This window comes from Enterobacter cloacae complex sp. P42RS, from assembly GCF_014930595.1.
Lineage (GTDB): Bacteria > Pseudomonadota > Gammaproteobacteria > Enterobacterales > Enterobacteriaceae > Enterobacter > Enterobacter bugandensis.
The window spans coordinates 14,991-31,590 of record NZ_JADBRK010000022.1 but is presented as its reverse complement, the minus strand read 5'-3'; the positions used below and the strand labels follow the sequence as shown (position 1 = coordinate 31,590).

13 protein-coding genes are annotated in these 16,600 nt (G+C 57.3%); 8 read left to right on the top strand and 5 right to left on the bottom strand.

Annotated features, from left to right (window positions below; translation table 11 throughout):
* Positions 1-3 precede the first annotated feature (3 nt).
* Together IM314_RS19555 and IM314_RS19550 are read right to left on the bottom strand one after the other, a co-directional pair.
* Positions 4-498 (bottom strand): PilN domain-containing protein, encoded by a 495-nt coding sequence (locus IM314_RS19555; RefSeq protein ID WP_048957368.1) that lies wholly within the window; start codon positions 496-498, stop codon positions 4-6.
* Positions 495-1,271, bottom strand: a complete 777-nt coding sequence (locus IM314_RS19550) for a DNA utilization protein HofM (protein WP_193359267.1) — start codon at positions 1,269-1,271, stop codon at positions 495-497. The genes IM314_RS19555 and IM314_RS19550 overlap by 4 nt, the downstream gene beginning before the upstream one ends.
* Positions 1,272-1,391: 120 nt before the next feature.
* On the opposite strand from IM314_RS19550, the gene mrcA reads away from it, so the two are divergent.
* Positions 1,392-3,944 carry a peptidoglycan glycosyltransferase/peptidoglycan DD-transpeptidase MrcA gene (gene mrcA, locus IM314_RS19545; RefSeq protein WP_028014665.1) on the top strand — a complete coding sequence of 851 codons (2,553 nt, stop codon included), beginning with the start codon at positions 1,392-1,394 and terminating at the stop codon, positions 3,942-3,944.
* A gap of 79 nt (positions 3,945-4,023) precedes the next feature.
* Here the strand turns inward: mrcA and nudE are convergent, their stop codons facing one another.
* Positions 4,024-4,584 (bottom strand): ADP compounds hydrolase NudE, encoded by a 561-nt coding sequence (nudE, locus tag IM314_RS19540; RefSeq protein WP_028014666.1) that lies wholly within the window; start codon positions 4,582-4,584, stop codon positions 4,024-4,026.
* Positions 4,585-4,906: 322 nt separating this feature from the next.
* Here nudE and IM314_RS19535 point away from each other — a divergent pair, with 322 nt between their 5' ends.
* The 5 genes from IM314_RS19535 (at position 4,907) to pckA (ending at position 11,070) form a co-directional block, all read left to right on the top strand.
* Complete coding sequence (locus IM314_RS19535; protein WP_028014667.1) at positions 4,907-7,042, top strand: intracellular growth attenuator family protein; 2,136 nt, start codon at positions 4,907-4,909, stop codon at positions 7,040-7,042.
* 67 nt (positions 7,043-7,109) lie between these two features.
* The gene (gene yrfG / locus IM314_RS19530; RefSeq protein WP_028014668.1) at positions 7,110-7,793 is read left to right on the top strand and encodes a GMP/IMP nucleotidase; all 684 of its coding nucleotides are present in this window, start codon (positions 7,110-7,112) and stop codon (positions 7,791-7,793) included.
* Positions 7,790-8,191, top strand: coding sequence for a ribosome-associated heat shock protein Hsp15 (hslR, locus tag IM314_RS19525; RefSeq protein WP_028014669.1), 402 nt, complete (start codon positions 7,790-7,792; stop codon positions 8,189-8,191). Before yrfG ends, hslR begins: the two co-directional genes overlap by 4 nt.
* Before the next feature lie 18 nt (positions 8,192-8,209).
* Positions 8,210-9,094 carry an Hsp33 family molecular chaperone HslO gene (hslO, locus tag IM314_RS19520; protein ID WP_161495995.1) on the top strand — a complete coding sequence of 295 codons (885 nt, stop codon included), beginning with the start codon at positions 8,210-8,212 and terminating at the stop codon, positions 9,092-9,094.
* A gap of 356 nt (positions 9,095-9,450) precedes the next feature.
* The gene (gene pckA, locus IM314_RS19515; protein ID WP_041911911.1) at positions 9,451-11,070 is read left to right on the top strand and encodes a phosphoenolpyruvate carboxykinase (ATP); all 1,620 of its coding nucleotides are present in this window, start codon (positions 9,451-9,453) and stop codon (positions 11,068-11,070) included.
* Between the two features lie 90 nt (positions 11,071-11,160).
* On the opposite strand, the gene envZ is transcribed toward pckA, so the two are convergent.
* Positions 11,161-12,507 (bottom strand): two-component system sensor histidine kinase EnvZ, encoded by a 1,347-nt coding sequence (envZ, locus tag IM314_RS19510; protein WP_028014672.1) that lies wholly within the window; start codon positions 12,505-12,507, stop codon positions 11,161-11,163.
* Positions 12,504-13,223, bottom strand: coding sequence for a two-component system response regulator OmpR (gene ompR / locus IM314_RS19505; protein ID WP_001157751.1), 720 nt, complete (start codon positions 13,221-13,223; stop codon positions 12,504-12,506). The genes envZ and ompR overlap by 4 nt, the downstream gene beginning before the upstream one ends.
* A 228-nt stretch (positions 13,224-13,451) precedes the next feature.
* Here ompR and greB point away from each other — a divergent pair, with 228 nt between their 5' ends.
* Together greB and IM314_RS19495 are read left to right on the top strand one after the other, a co-directional pair.
* Positions 13,452-13,925 (top strand): transcription elongation factor GreB, encoded by a 474-nt coding sequence (greB, locus tag IM314_RS19500; RefSeq protein ID WP_014885539.1) that lies wholly within the window; start codon positions 13,452-13,454, stop codon positions 13,923-13,925.
* Positions 13,926-14,011: 86 nt separating this feature from the next.
* On the top strand, positions 14,012-16,342 hold the full coding sequence (locus IM314_RS19495; RefSeq protein WP_048957373.1) for a Tex family protein: 2,331 nt from the start codon (positions 14,012-14,014) through the stop codon (positions 16,340-16,342).
* Positions 16,343-16,600: the final 258 nt, after the last annotated feature.

The window sequence follows — 16,600 nt, the reverse complement described above, 5'->3', positions numbered from 1 at the left end:
GCATTACCCCTCGCTTTTCAGGTGCAGAGTGAACATCCAGCGCCCCTGGCTATCCTGCCGGAGTTCCCCCTCAGAACCGGGCGTAAAGCCGTCTATGTGCTCCAGCCCATTACGCAAGGCAGAAAGCGCCTGCAGGGTAGTGGCATAGCCGATCAACATCAGAGCAGGAGGCTGATAACGCAGCTCTGTCAGCCATACCTGCGCAGGCATGGCCTCAGAAAGTGACTCCAGCACCGGTTGCCATGCGCGGTGCTGCGGCGTGCCCGCAGGGTTCTGCACCTCTGCGGTGGGTCGCTGGCGAGACACAAGACCACGCTGCACGGACTGCGTGCCCGCCAGTTGAGCCTGCAGCGCGCGCAGCGTTACCAGATAATTCATCCTTACGCTAAAAACGGTCACCAGCATGAGCAGCAATGCGCCGAAAAACACGGTTCCCCAGAAACGCAGGCATCGCGCGCGCCGCTGCTGACGCCAGGGCAGGAAGTTGGTCACGTTCATTCAGGCACCTCGCTCATGGCCAGCGCCAGCGCGACGGTATAGTCAGCCCCGCATTCGGGAAGAGGCGCATGCCAGCGCTGCAGCGTTTCCCATGGGGACCGTTCGGCATCAAAGAACGCGATGTCATTCTGGTTGAGGGCCAGCAGCGCCGCCAGCTCAGTGACGTTTTCTGCTTCAGTGGTATAACGACGCCCCCACTGATGGCGCATAGCCCACAGCCAGTGATGCGCATCCCGCCAGGCGACGCACTGCGTCGGCGCTACCGCAGGCAGCAGGTTCGCCAGCGCGCTGGCATCCGGGGTGATGGTCGCCAGCCGCAAACGTAGCGTTTTCGCCAGATCAAGAAGCGTTTCAACCTCTTTGTTTTGTGCGGCAGTCAAGTGAAACGTATTGCTGAAGGTGTCCTGGGTGTAGTCGAAACAGAGGGACTCTGTCGACATCTCCAGTTCGCGCGAAAGCGCCGCCCCCATCCACGAGAGCTGCTCGCTGTCGCGCAATGCAAGAGCCGGTCGGGGCAACGTTTTTTGCAGAGTCCGTGCAGCAGGAAAGGAGAGAAATACCCGGTGGTAGTGCGGGAGCGCTTTTCGCCAGTCGCGTAAGGCATCGGCCAGCGCTTCTGGCTGACAAATTTTGCCGTCACGAATGATGCCTTCGGCCAGAGAAATGGCCCACCAGCGGCGTAAGCACCAGCCGCCTCTCTCCCGGACCAGTGCCGTAATCAGGACCTTATCCTGTTGAATATGAACGCCCGTTTGCCATGTTTTGAAAGCCATGCTTCACGATCTCCTTATCGCCCGTCGCCTTGACGGCTATATCAATGACTCAGGCTTGCCTTTATACTACCGCGCGATTGTTTAGAAACTGCCCAAGTGAAACCAAATGGGAAATCTCCGGTGAAGTTCGTAAAGTATTTATTCATCCTTGCAGTCTGTTGCATTCTGCTGGGAGCAGGCTCGATTTACGGTTTGTACAAATATATTGAGCCACAGCTACCTGATGTCGCCACGCTCCGCGATGTGCGTCTCCAGATCCCAATGCAGGTCTATAGCGCCGATGGCGAGCTGATGGCACAGTATGGCGAGAAGCGTCGTATCCCGCTGACCTTAAACCAAATTCCTCCCGTGATGGTGAAAGCTTTTATCGCCACAGAGGACAGCCGTTTCTACGAGCACCACGGTGTCGATCCGGTCGGGATTTTCCGTGCCGCAAGCATTGCGTTGTTCTCCGGTCACGCCTCCCAGGGGGCGAGCACCATTACGCAACAGCTGGCGCGTAACTTCTTCCTCAGCCCTGAAAAGACGCTGACGCGTAAGATCAAAGAGGTGTTCCTGGCGATCCGTATTGAGCAGCTGCTGAACAAGGACGAGATCCTTGAGCTGTACCTCAATAAAATCTACCTGGGCTACCGTGCCTATGGCGTGGGGGCAGCCGCGCAGGTGTACTTCGGTAAGCCTGTTGAACAGCTCACCCTAAGCGAAATGGCAACCATTGCAGGTCTGCCAAAAGCGCCGTCCACGTTTAACCCGCTTTACTCGCTCGATCGCGCTACCTCACGTCGTAATGTCGTCCTGTCACGTATGCTGAGCGAAGGCTATATCAGCCAGAGCGAGTACGACCAGGCGCGTAACGACGTCATTGACGCCAATTATCACGCCCCTGAGATCGCCTTCTCTGCCCCTTATCTGACCGAAATGGTGCGCCAGGAGATGGTGAGTCGTTATGGCGACAAGGCCTATGAAGATGGCTATCGCGTGTACACCACCGTTACCCGTAAAGTGCAGCAGGCGGCTCAGGACGCGGTGCGCAATAACGTGATGGACTACGATATGCGTCACGGCTATCGCGGACCGTCGAACGTGCTCTGGAAAGTGGGCGAAAGCGCATGGGACAGCAAAAAAATCACCAGCACGCTGAAAGCGCTGCCAACCTATGGTCCGCTCCTTCCAGCCGTAGTGACGCAGGCCGATCCTCAGGAAGCCGTTGCGACGCTGGCGGACGGCACGTCCGTCTCCCTGCGCATGGACGGTATTCGCTGGGCGCGTCCATACCGTTCGGACACCCTGCAGGGGCCAACGCCGCGCAAGGTGACCGACGTGGTACAGGCCGGGCAGCAGATTTGGGTGCGCAAGTCAGGCGATGCCTGGTGGCTGGCGCAGGTACCGGATGTGAACTCGGCTCTGGTCTCCATCAACCCACAGAACGGGGCGGTAATGGCGCTGGTCGGCGGGTTCGATTTCAACCAGAGCAAATTTAACCGCGCCACGCAGGCGCTGCGTCAGGTGGGTTCAAACATCAAGCCGTTCCTCTACACGGCTGCAATGGATAAGGGACTGACCCTTGCCAGCATCCTCAACGACGTGCCGATCTCCCGCTGGGATGCCGGTGCCGGTTCCGACTGGCAGCCGAAGAACTCTCCTGCGGAGTATGCCGGTCCTATTCGTCTTCGCCAGGGTCTGGGGCAGTCGAAAAACGTGGTGATGGTGCGTGCCATGCGCGCGATGGGCGTCGACTATGCGGCAGAGTACCTGCAGCGCTTCGGCTTCCCGGCGCAGAACATCGTTCGCACCGAGTCGCTGGCGCTGGGCTCAGCCTCCTTTACGCCGCTTCAGGTCGCCCGCGGATACTCGGTGATGGCCAACGGCGGCTTCCTGGTTGACCCGTACTTCATCAGCAAAATCGAGAACGACCAGGGCGGCGTGCTGTTTGAAGCGAAGCCGAAAATTGCCTGCCCTGAGTGTGATATTCCGGTCATTTACGGCAACACGCCGAAATCCGAGGTGCTCGAAAACAAGGACATGGAAGACCCTGCCGTTTCTCAGGAGCAGCCAAATATCGTCTTGCCGCAGCCGCAGCTGGAGCAGGCTAACCAGTCGCTGGTGGCGCAGACCGGCGCGCAGGAGTATGCCCCGCACGTGATCAACACGCCGCTGGCGTTCCTGATCAAGAGCGCGCTGAACACCAACATCTTCGGTGAACCCGGCTGGCAGGGTACCGGCTGGCGAGCAGGGCGCGATCTGCAGCGCCATGATATCGGCGGTAAAACCGGGACAACTAACAGCTCGAAGGATGCGTGGTTCTCCGGCTATGGGCCGGGTGTGGTGACGTCAGTCTGGATCGGTTTCGACGATCATCGCCGTGATTTAGGCCGTACCACGGCATCCGGCGCGATTAAAGATCAGATTTCAGGCTACGAAGGCGGTGCCAAAAGCGCGCAGCCGGCCTGGGATGCCTACATGAAATCCGTTCTTGAAGGCGTGCCGGAGCAGCCGCTGACGCCGCCACCGGGCGTGGTGACGGTCAATATTGACCGCAGCACCGGCCAGCTCGCTAACGGCGGTAATAGCCGTGCCGAGTATTTTATCGAAGGTACGCAGCCAACCACACAGGCGGTGCATGAGGTGGGTACAGAGATTATTGATAACGGCGAAACGCACGAGCTGTTTTAAGCATAAAAATGCCCGGTAAAAACCGGGCAAAGAATTGCAGGCCGGGTAAGGCGAAGCCGCCACCCGGCTTTTTTATGGCCTACAGCCGCCCTTGCCCCTTCAGCCACTCGCGAACCAGGAACAGCGCGCTCACGTTGCGAGCCTCGTTAAAGTCAGGGTCTTCAAGCAGATCCATCAGATGCGCCAGCGGCCAGCGAACCTGCGGCAGCGGCTCTGGTTCATCTCCCTCCAGCGATTCAGGATAGAGATCTTCAGCCACCACAATGTTCATTTTGCTGGAAAAATAGGACGGCGCCATGCTCAGTTTTTTCAGGAACGACAGTTCGTTCGCGCCAAAACCCACCTCTTCTTTCAGCTCGCGGTTTGCTGCTTCAAAGACCGTTTCACCCGGATCGATGAGCCCTTTCGAGAACCCAAGCTCGTAAGATTCCGTCCCCACGGCGTATTCGCGGATCAAAATCAGATGATCGTCGACGATAGGGACAATCATCACCGCTTCGCGCGAAGAGGGGCGCATACGCTCATAAACACGACGCACACCGTTGCTGAACTCCAGATCCACACTCTCGACGTTAAACAGGCGCGATTTGGCGACAGTTTCAACGTGCAAAATGGTGGGTTTTTGTAGTGGTTTGCTCATCTTGATGGGGTCTTAGCAGTGTGAACTGGCGTTATTGTGCGATATGCCGCACGGTTTCGGCAATGTCAATTGTTCTTTATTTACATTTATGCAACGCAGCAGGGATCAATCCTCAATTCAAAACAAATGTCAAGAGGTTGAAATGTTTCCAGGAATTTGCTGATATCGCGCCATGACAGGCTTTGCTATCATCACCGGTCACTGGGATGCGCTTTAGAATGCTCAAGTTCGACTCCATACTTGCCGATAGCCAGCCACAGACTCTCATTCAATGTAAAGGTGCTACTGACTACACCTGTAAGATAAGTAAGATGGGGAAAGCATGAGCACCATTTTGATTGTTCTCGCTGCTATGCTGGTCAGCGCATTGATTGCAGGGTGGCTGTACAGGCGACGCATACAGCGCCGTTACCGGCTGCCCTTTTTAAATGCCTTCGCGGGTGCGACAACGCGTAAACTCACGCAAGACGAGCGCGATGCAGTTGAAAACTATCTCGAAACGCTGAACCGTTCTCAGTTAACGCCTGGGCCGACGGGAGCCACGACTGCACCTGTCGCGCTTAAGCTTAACGCGCAAAGTGACACCGTGCTCTGCGTGACGCGCTCCATCACGCGCTATGGCATTACGACTGACGACCCCAACAAGTGGCGCTACTACCTGGATTCGGTTGAGGTGCATCTGCCTCCGTCCTGGGAGCAGTACATTAACGACGAAAACAGCGTTGAGCTGATTCACACCGATTCGCTGCCGCTGGTAATCTCGCTCAACGGCCATACCCTGAATGACTATCTTCACGAAGCCCCGCGCTTTGCGCTGGAACGCGCGAGTTCAACGCAGGCCTCTATTCGTGGTGAAGAGACCGAGCAGATTGAGCTGCTGAATATTCGTCAGGAGACGCATGAAGAGTACGCCCTGAGCCGTCCGGACGGTATTCGTGAAGCCATCCTGATCGTTGCCGCTTTCCTGCTCTTTTTTGTCTGCCTGCTGACGCCGGACGTCTTTGTCCCATGGCTGGCGGGTGGCGCAGTGTTGCTTCTTGCGGCCGGGCTGTGGGGGCTCTTTGCCCCACCGGCCAAAACCTCGCTGCGGGAGATCCACTGCCTGCGTGGCACGCCAAAGCGCTGGGGCCTGTTCGGTGAGAACGATCAGGAGCATCTCAACAATATCTCACTCGGGATTATCGACCTGATCTACCCGCGCCACTGGCAACCGTGGATTGCGCAGGATTTAGGGCAGAAAACCGATATTGATATCTATCTTGACCGCCACGTTGTGCGACAGGGGCGCTTCCTGTCTCTGCATGATGAAGTGAAAAATTTCCCGCTTCAGCACTGGCTCCGCAGCACGGTCATCGCCGCCGGCGCCGGGCTCGTGTTTATCATGCTGCTGCTTTTCGTGCCGCTGGATATGCCCATCAAATTTACCCTGTCGTGGATCAAAGGCGCGCAGACCATCGAGGCGACCAGCGTCAACCAGCTCGATGAAGCGGGTGTACGGGTGGGCGATACGCTGCGCCTGAAAGGCACCGGAATGTGTAATATCCATACCCCGGGGGCGTGGAACACGCGCCAGAATTCACCGTTCACGCCGTTCGACTGTTCGCAAATTATCTGGAACGACGCCCCGCCGCTGCCGCTGCCGGAATCCGAAGTGGTGAATAAAGCCACGGCGCTGACCCAGACGGTCAACCGCCAGCTGCACCCTAAACCGGACGATGATTCACGCGTCAGCCCCGCGCTGCGTTCCGCTATTCAGAAATCAGGCATGATTCTGCTGGATGATTTTGGCGACATTGTCCTGAAAACCCAGGACTTATGCTCCTCGCAGGATGAGTGCATACGCCTCAAGAACGCGCTGGTTAACCTCGGGAACAGTAAAGACTGGGACTCGCTGGTGAAACGCGCCGAGGCGGGACGACTGGATGGCGTCAACGTGCTGCTGCGTCCGGTCAGCGCGGAATCGCTTGATAACCTGGTCGCCACCTCGACATCGCCGTTTATGATGCGCGAAACCACCCGGGCGGCTCAGGCGCTCAACAGTCCGGCACCGGGCGGCTTTGTGATTGCCAGCGATGAAGGCAGCGACCTGGTCGATCAGCCTTACCCGCAGGTAGCGCTTTATGACTACCCGGCCCAGGAGCAGTGGAGCCAGTTCCAGCGTCTGGCGCAGATGCTGATGCAAACGCCGTTCAGTGCCGAAGGGATTGTCACAAGCATCTACACCGACGCCAACGGCACGCGCCATATCGGCCTGCACCGGATGCCGGACAGCGCAGGATTGTGGCGTTACATTGGCACCTCTCTGCTGATGATCGCCATGCTGATCGCCATTTTCTGGAACGGTTTTATGGCCCTGCGCCGCTACCAGCGCTCCCGCACGCGTCTGGCGGAGATCCAGCAATATTATGAGAATTGCCTCAATCCTAAGCTGATCCCCTCCTCTGAGAGCCTGATCTGATAACGTCGTTGCGCGACAAGATGTGCTACCCTGTCGCGCACGTTTCTTCTGGCTGGAGTTCCCCCCTATGCATCTTGATATCGACTGGCAGCAGGTCGACACCGTTCTGCTGGATATGGACGGCACGCTGCTCGATCTCGCCTTTGATAACTATTTCTGGCAAAAGCTGGTGCCGGAAACCTATGGTGAGCAGCAGGGTATCTCCCCGGCAGAAGCGCAGGCGTTCATTCGTTCGCAATATAGCGCGGTGCAACATACGCTAAACTGGTACTGTCTGGACTACTGGAGCGAGCGCCTCGGTTTGGATATTTGTGCCATGACCACTGCCCAGGGACCACGCGCCGTGCTGCGCGAAGATACGGTTCCCTTCCTGGACGCGCTGAAAGCAAGCGGCAAGCGCCGTATTTTGCTGACTAACGCGCATCCACATAACCTGGCCGTGAAGCTGGAGCATACGGGACTGGCGTCGCACCTTGATTTATTACTTTCCACCCACACATTTGGTTATCCGAAAGAGGATCAGCGGTTGTGGCATGCGGTGAAGGAAGAGACCGGCCTGCAGCCGGAGCGCACGCTGTTCATTGACGACAGCGAGCCTATTCTGGATTCTGCGGCAACGTTTGGCATTCGCTACTGTCTGGGCGTCACTAATCCTGACTCTGGTCTGGCTGAAAAAAGCTATCTGCGCCATCCGGGACTGAACGACTACCGCCAGATGATCCCCTCACTGACCGTGAAGGAGACGCCATGAAAGAAAAGCCCTCAGATGGGGTAAGACTGGATAAATGGCTGTGGGCAGCCCGTTTTTATAAAACGCGCGCCCTTGCCCGTGAAATGGTTGACGGCGGTAAAGTGCATTACAACGGCCAGCGCAGCAAGCCGAGCAAGCTGGTTGAGCTGAACGCCACCTTAACGCTGCGCCAGGGCAACGATGAACGTACGGTAGTGATTAAAGCCATTACCGAACAGCGGCGGCCCGCATCGGAAGCCGTACTGCTTTACGAAGAGACGGCTGAAAGCGTTGAAAAGCGCGAGAAGACCGCGCTGGCGCGCAAAATGAATGCGCTGACCATGCCCCACCCGGACCGGCGACCGGATAAAAAAGAGCGCCGCGATCTGATGAAATTTAAACACGGTGAGAGCGAGTAACCCTCACCCGCACGAGAGATGAAAATGGCCCAACACGACCAATTACACCGCTATCTGTTTGAACAATTCGCCGTGCGCGGCGAGCTGGTCACCGTATCCGAAACCTGGAAACAGATTCTGGAAAACCACAACTACCCGCTGCCGGTGAAGACCCTGTTGGGCGAACTGCTGGTTGCCACCAGCCTGCTGACCGCAACGCTGAAGTTTGCCGGTGATATCACCGTGCAGCTGCAGGGTGACGGCCCGATGACGCTGGCGGTGATCAACGGCAATAACCAGCAGCAGATGCGCGGCGTAGCGCGCGTTCAGGGCGACGTTCCTGAAAATGCTGATCTCAAAACGCTGGTGGGCAATGGCTACCTGGTGATCACCATCTCCCCGGAGGAAGGTGAACGCTATCAGGGCGTGGTCGGTCTGGAAGGCGATACCCTGGCAGCCTGCCTGGAAGATTACTTCATGCGCTCCGAACAGCTGCCGACGCGTCTGTTCATCCGTACCGGTGAAGTGGACGGCCAGCCTGCTGCGGGCGGCATGCTGCTGCAGGTTCTGCCAGCGCAGGACGCGCAGACCAATGACTTTGAGCATCTGGCGACGCTGACCGAAACCATCAAGGCGGAAGAGCTGTTCAACCTGTCGGCGACCGACGTGCTGTGGCGTCTGTACCACGAAGAAGAAGTGACCGTGTACGATCCGCAGTCCGTGGAGTTTAAGTGCACCTGCTCGCGCGAGCGCTGCGCTGGCGCACTGAAAACTCTGCCGGATGAAGAGATCGACAGCATCATGGCTGAAGACGGCGAAATTGATATGCACTGTGACTACTGCGGTACGCACTACGTGTTCAATTCAATGGATATCGCTGAAATCCGCAATAACGCCTCTCCGGCGGATCCGCAGGTTCATTAATACGCTCCCCCTCACTCTGCCCTCTCCCCTTTGCGGAGAGGGTTAGGGTGAGGGGCAAAAATCCCCCAAAAGCTGAATCGTTTTCCCTGTGTAACTCTTACGTAATTTTCTTACATGTATGCGATTACATTCACATTCTCTCCGATAAAATCACCACCTCTTAACCTTTTCGGAACATTTTCCCCAACCAAAAAGCGATTCCTGCGATAATCCGCCTGCACTGTGACTGGAGTCGCAGCGTTTTCCGTTAGTAAGGGTTTTATCCAGATGCACAAATCTATGAGCCCCGTCGCGGTTAACATCCCCAGAAAAACCCTACAATTTCAGGCAGTACATATTGGCTAAGGAGCAGTGATATGCGTGTTACTGGTTTAACCCCGCAAGATCTCAAGGCTTATGGTATTCACGACGTCCAGGAAATCGTCTACAACCCCGATTACGATACGCTGTATCAGGAAGAGCTCAATCCAGCACTGGAAGGATACGAGCGCGGTGTGTTGACGAACCTTGGTGCTATCGCCGTCGATACCGGTATCTTTACCGGTCGTTCGCCGAAAGATAAGTATATCGTCCGAGACGAAACTACCCGCGATACGCTGTGGTGGGCTGACAAGGGCAAAGGGAAGAACGACAACAAACCGCTCTCCCCGGAAACCTGGCAGCATCTGAAAGGGCTCGTCACCCATCAACTTTCCGGTAAGCGTCTGTTCATTGTCGACGCTTTCTGCGGCGCTAACGCCGATACCCGCCTTTCCGTGCGTTTCATTACCGAAGTGGCCTGGCAGGCGCATTTCGTTAAGAATATGTTTATTCGTCCGACCGACGAAGAGCTGCAGGACTTCACACCTGACTTCATCGTGATGAACGGTGCGAAATGCACTAACCCACAGTGGAAAGAGCAGGGTCTGAACTCCGAAAACTTCATTGCCTTCAACCTGACCGAACGTATTCAGCTGATCGGCGGTACCTGGTATGGCGGCGAAATGAAGAAAGGGATGTTCTCGGTCATGAACTACCTGCTGCCGCTGCGCGGTATTGCCTCTATGCACTGCTCGGCGAACGTCGGCGAGAAAGGCGACGTAGCGGTGTTCTTCGGTCTTTCCGGCACCGGGAAAACCACGCTCTCCACCGATCCAAAACGCCGTCTGATTGGCGATGACGAACACGGCTGGGACGATGACGGGGTGTTTAACTTCGAAGGCGGTTGCTACGCGAAGACCATTCGCCTGTCTGAAGAGGCCGAGCCGGATATCTTCCACGCGATCCGCCGCGACGCGCTGCTGGAAAACGTCACCGTGCGTGCCGACGGCTCTATCGACTTCGACGATGCGTCAAAAACCGAAAACACCCGCGTCTCTTACCCGATCTACCACATCGACAACATCGTGAAGCCGGTGTCAAAAGCGGGCCATGCCACGAAGGTGATTTTCCTGACGGCGGATGCGTTCGGCGTGCTGCCACCGGTTTCCCGCCTGACCGCCAGCCAGACGCAGTACCACTTCCTCTCTGGCTTTACCGCCAAGCTGGCGGGTACCGAGCGTGGCGTCACGGAGCCAACCCCAACCTTCTCCGCCTGCTTCGGTGCAGCCTTCCTGTCGCTTCACCCGACGCAGTACGCTGAGGTGCTGGTGAAACGCATGCAGGCATCCGGCGCGCAGGCCTACCTGGTGAATACCGGCTGGAACGGCACCGGCAAACGTATCTCTATCAAAGATACCCGCGCCATTATCGACGCCATTCTGGATGGTTCTCTGGATAACGCCGAAACCTTCACGCTGCCGATGTTCGATCTGGCCATTCCGACGGAACTGCCGGGTGTGGACACGCGTATCCTCGACCCGCGCAATACCTACGGATCGCCGGAACAGTGGCGCGAGAAGGCGGAATCGCTGGCGAAACTGTTTATCGAGAACTTCGAGAAGTACACCGATACCCCGGCGGGCGCTGCGCTGGTGAGCGCGGGTCCGAAGCTGTAGGTAAAAGCAAAAAGGCAACGAAAGTTGCCTTTTTTAATGTTTTCTCCCTCTCCCCGTGGGAGAGGGCCGGGGTGAGGGCATCAGACCGCACTATCCCTCTTTCACCTGCCCCCGCGTCACCGGAACCGGCAACCAGGCGCGAATGCTCAACCCGCCCCGCTCGCTGGTACCAATCTCCAGCAATCCGTTATGGTTATCCACAATACGCTGCACAATCGCCAGGCCTAAGCCCGTACCGCTGGTGCTGCGCGCGCTATCGCCGCGCACAAATGGCTGGAACAGATGCTTACGCTGCTCGGGCTTAATGCCCGGGCCGTCGTCTTCCACCTGGAACCAGGCGCGGTTGAGTTCAGACCCGCTGCTAACCTTAATCCAGCCGTTACCGTAGCGCGCCGCGTTAACCACCATATTGGCCACCGCACGCTTAATGGAAAGCGGGTGCATACGAACCTGAATTTCACCGTCCTGAAGGTCAGTATCAATTTCACGCTCATAACCACTTTCTGCGGCCACCACTTCGCCCAGCACCGCGTTCAGATCGGCCATTTCCATCGGCATCTCCTGACCGGTGCGCAGGTAGTCGATGAACTGCTCGATGATGGCGTTACACTCTTCGATGTCCTTGTTAATAGACTCGGCGAGATAACCGTCCTCTTCACCCATCATCTCCGTCGCCAGACGAATACGCGTTAGCGGGGTGCGCAGGTCATGACTGACGCCGGCCATCAGCAGCGTACGGTCATCCGCCAGCTGCTTAACGCCTGCCGCCATGTGGTTAAACGCGCGCGTTACTGAGCGCACTTCAGAGGCACCATATTCACGCAGTGGAGGAGGAATAATGCCTTTACCGACCTGCAGCGCCGCGTGCTCCAGGTCGACCAGCGGTCGGTTCTGGATACGGATAAACAGCCACGCGCCGCCTATCGCCAGCAGCATAATGGCAAGGGTGTAGCGGAACAGCGGCGAGAAATCGCCCTGATGGATTTCAGTCAGCGGAACGCGTACCCAGATGTTGGGTGACAGCCAGGTTTTCAGCCAGACGACGGGCGAGCTTTTGTTGACCTCAACGCGCACTTCCGTCGGGCCACCCAGCTGTTGCGCCATCTGCTGGCTGAGGAATTCATAGTGCTGCGCCCAGCGCAGGCCAGCATCTTCCGCCGCTTCATTGGAGTAAAGCGAAATGCCCAGTTCACGGTAGATTTCACGGCGAAATGCCGGGGGAACAACCAGCTGCGTGCCGTCCTCCAGCTGCAGCTTATCGGTCATCAGCATACGCACTTCGTAGGCCAGGACCTTATTAAACTGCTGGAGGCTCGGCAGAATCGCAAAGTTCAACACCACCAGGTAGGTCGTCACCAGGCTGACGAACAGCAGGGTGACGATCAGTAAGAGGGTGCGGGCAAACGAGCTTCGCGGCGAGAAGCGCATTCGCCTCATGCTTTAGAGCCGTCCGGAACGAACACGTAGCCCAGACCCCATACGGTCTGAATATAACGAGGATGCGCCGGATCTTCTTCCACCATGCGGCGCAGGCGGGAGATCTGCACGTCGATGGAGCGTTCCATTGCGGAGTATTCGCGACCGCGCGCCAGGTTCATCAGCTTGTCGCGTGAAAGCGGCTCGCGCGGATGGCTGACCAGCGCTTTCAGTACGGCAAACTCGCCGCTGGTGAGCGGCATTGGCTCATCTTCACGGAACATCTCGCGCGTGCCGAGGTTCAGCTTGAACTTGCCGAAGGCAATGACGGCTTCTTCCTGGGACGGCGCGCCCGGCAGTTCATTCGCCTGACGGCGCAGCACGGCACGAATACGCGCCAGCAGCTCGCGCGGGTTAAACGGTTTTGGAATGTAGTCGTCGGCGCCGATTTCGAGGCCTACGATACGGTCAACTTCTTCGCCCTTCGCCGTCACCATGATGATCGGCATCGGGTTGCTCTGGCTGCGCAGACGGCGGCAGATAGAAAGCCCGTCTTCACCCGGCAGCATCAGGTCGAGAACCATCAGATGGAAAGATTCGCGGGTCAGCAGACGGTCCATCTGCTCAGCGTTCGCGACGCTACGAACCTGGAAGCCCTGCTCGGTCAGATAACGCTCAAGCAGCGCGCGCAGGCGCATGTCGTCATCCACGACCAGAATTTTGTAGTTTTCTTGCATTGTGTGTACTCCCAAAGGTTCGGATAGTCTTTGTAACAGCGTATTCTAAAAAAGTGCACGTATTCGACCAGTTAATTCTGGTATAAATTCTAGTCGAAATTGTTACAAAGCATATTTAACAGCAGCTTATCTGTTCATTTCATCACATAAATCATTATTAATCCTGTCTGTTACACTGTGTGGTACGTATTGTGCGCAAAACAGAGAACCGGCAGCAAAGGCAGCACCATGAAAACGCCCCTGATCACCCGCGAAGGGTACGAAAAGCTCAAAAAAGAGATGGATTACCTGTGGCGCGAAGAGCGTCCTGAAGTAACCAAAAAGGTGACCTGGGCGGCAAGCCTGGGCGATCGCAGCGAAAATGCTGATTATCAGTACAACAAGAAGCGGCTGCGCGAAATTGACCGCCGGGTACGCTATCTGACGAAGTGTCTCGAAAATCTTAAAATTGTCGATTACTCCCCGCAGCAGGAGGGCAAAGTGTTCTTCGGCGCGTGGGTGGAGATTGAAAACGACGATGGTGACACCCTGCGTTTTCGCATCGTCGGTTACGATGAAATTTTTGGTCGTAAAGATTACATCTCCATCGACTCCCCGATGGCCCGCGCGCTGCTGAAAAAGGAAGTGGGCGATTTAGCCGTCGTTCAGACCCCAGCCGGTGAAGCCAGCTGGTACGTCAATGAGATCGTCTACGTAAAATAGTCCGAGAGCGCCCTCCCCGGCTGGCATTTTGCCGTGTCAGCCCGTATAACTATCCCCTGATTTTTGACCCACAAGATGATAAAGCCATGATGAAAGATTCGCTCTGCCGCATTATTGCGGGTGAACTTCAGGCCAGAGCCGAACAGGTAGAAGCTGCCGTTCGCCTGCTTGATGAAGGGAACACCGTGCCGTTTATTGCACGTTATCGTAAGGAAGTCACAGGCGGTCTGGATGACACGCAGCTGCGTAACCTGGAGACCCGCCTGGGCTATCTACGCGAGCTGGAAGAACGTCGTCAGGCGATCCTCAAATCCATCGGCGAACAGGGCAAGCTGACCAGCGAGCTGGAAAGCGCCATTAACGGCACCCTGAGCAAAACCGAACTCGAAGATCTCTATCTGCCGTATAAACCGAAGCGCCGTACCCGCGGGCAGATTGCGATTGAGGCGGGCCTTGAGCCGCTGGCAGAGCTGCTGTGGAATGAGCCATCTCACGACCCGGAAACCGAAGCGGCGAAATTCGTCGACGCCGACAAAGGTGTCGCTGACACCAAGGCCGCTCTGGACGGCGCGCGCTACATCCTGATGGAGCGCTTCGCGGAAGACGCCGCCCTGCTGGCCAAAGTGCGTGATTATCTGTGGAAGAACGCCCACATCGTCTCTACCGTCGTCGCGGGCAAAGAGGAAGAAGGCGCGAAGTTCCGCGACTACTTCGATCACCACGAACCGATTTCGACCACCCCGTCTCACCGCGCGCTGGCGATGTTCCGCGGCCGCAACGAAGGCGTGCTCCAGCTCTCCCTGAACGCCGACCCGCAGTTTGACGAGCCGCCGAAAGAGAGCCACTGCGAGCAGATTATCATCGACCATCTCGGCCTGCGCCTGAACAACGCCCCGGCGGACAGCTGGCGCAAAGGCGTGGTGAGCTGGACCTGGCGCATCAAGGTGCTGATGCACCTGGAAACCGAGCTGATGGGCACCGTGCGCGAACGCGCGGAAGACGAAGCGATCAACGTCTTCGCCCGTAACCTGCATGACCTGCTGATGGCCGCTCCTGCGGGCCTGCGCGCCACCATGGGGCTCGATCCGGGCCTGCGTACCGGCGTGAAGGTGGCGGTCGTTGACGGCACCGGCAAGCTGGTCGCCACCGATACCATATACCCGCACACCGGCCAGGCAGCGAAAGCCGCCGTCGTGGTGGCGGCGCTGTGCGAGAAGTACAACGTGGAGCTGGTTGCCATCGGTAACGGCACCGCATCACGCGAAACCGAGCGTTTCTACCTCGACGTGCAGAAGCAGTTCCCGAAAGTGACGGCACAGAAAGTGATCGTCAGCGAAGCGGGCGCATCGGTCTATTCCGCCTCTGAGCTGGCGGCGCAGGAATTCCCTGACCTGGACGTTTCCCTGCGCGGCGCGGTCTCCATCGCCCGTCGTCTGCAGGATCCGCTGGCGGAGCTGGTGAAGATCGATCCGAAATCCATCGGCGTGGGCCAGTATCAGCACGACGTGAGCCAGACGCAGCTGGCGCGCAAGCTGGACGCGGTCGTGGAAGACTGCGTAAACGCCGTCGGCGTGGACCTGAACACCGCTTCCGTTCCTCTGCTGACCCGCGTGGCGGGCTTAACCCGCATGATGGCACAGAACATCGTGGCCTGGCGCGATGAGAACGGCCAGTTCCAGAACCGTCAGCAGCTGCTTAAAGTGAGCCGCCTGGGGCCGAAAGCGTTTGAGCAGTGTGCGGGCTTCCTGCGTATCAACCACGGCGATAACCCGCTGGATGCCTCTACCGTTCACCCGGAAGCGTACCCTGTTGTTGAGCGCATCCTGGCCGCCACCCAGCAGGCGCTGAAGGATCTCATGGGCGACAGCAGCGCTCTGCGTAACCTGAAAGCCGTTGATTTCACCGACGAAAAATTTGGTGTACCAACCGTTACCGACATTATCAAAGAGCTGGAAAAACCGGGCCGCGATCCGCGTCCTGAATTCAAAACGGCGACCTTTGCTGACGGCATCGAGACCATGAACGATCTCCTGCCGGGCATGGTGCTGGAAGGCGCGGTGACCAACGTCACCAACTTCGGCGCGTTTGTGGATATCGGCGTGCACCAGGACGGTCTGGTGCATATCTCTTCCCTTGCCGACAAGTTCGTTGAAGACCCGCACACCGTGGTCAAAGCGGGCGACATCGTGAAGGTGAAAGTGCTGGAGGTGGATCTGCAGCGCAAGCGTATCGCCCTGACCATGCGTCTGGATGAGCAGCCGGGCGATACCAGCGCGCGCCGTGGCGGCAACGGCGGAGGCCGCGAGCAGCAGCGTCCGGCCACGAAAGCCACAAAACCGCGCGGGCGTGACGCGCAGCCTGCGGGCAACAGCGCGATGATGGACGCGCTGGCGGCGGCGATGGGTAAGAAACGCTAAGGTAACCCCCCCCTCACCCTAACCCTCTCCCCAAAAGGGAGAGGGCCGGGATGAGGGGAATAAAATTCTCTCGAAATATATGAAACCGATTGCACCCCCATATTTAAACCGCTATTTATCACTCCATTAACAAATACGCTTTTTATTCCTTCCCGGGTAATTCTGCAAATATTGAGCAAGGTCAATCAGACCGCAAATTAATACGATTAACAACATCCCGTCACATTTTTATTATTGCTGATAAAAACTATTCTCATT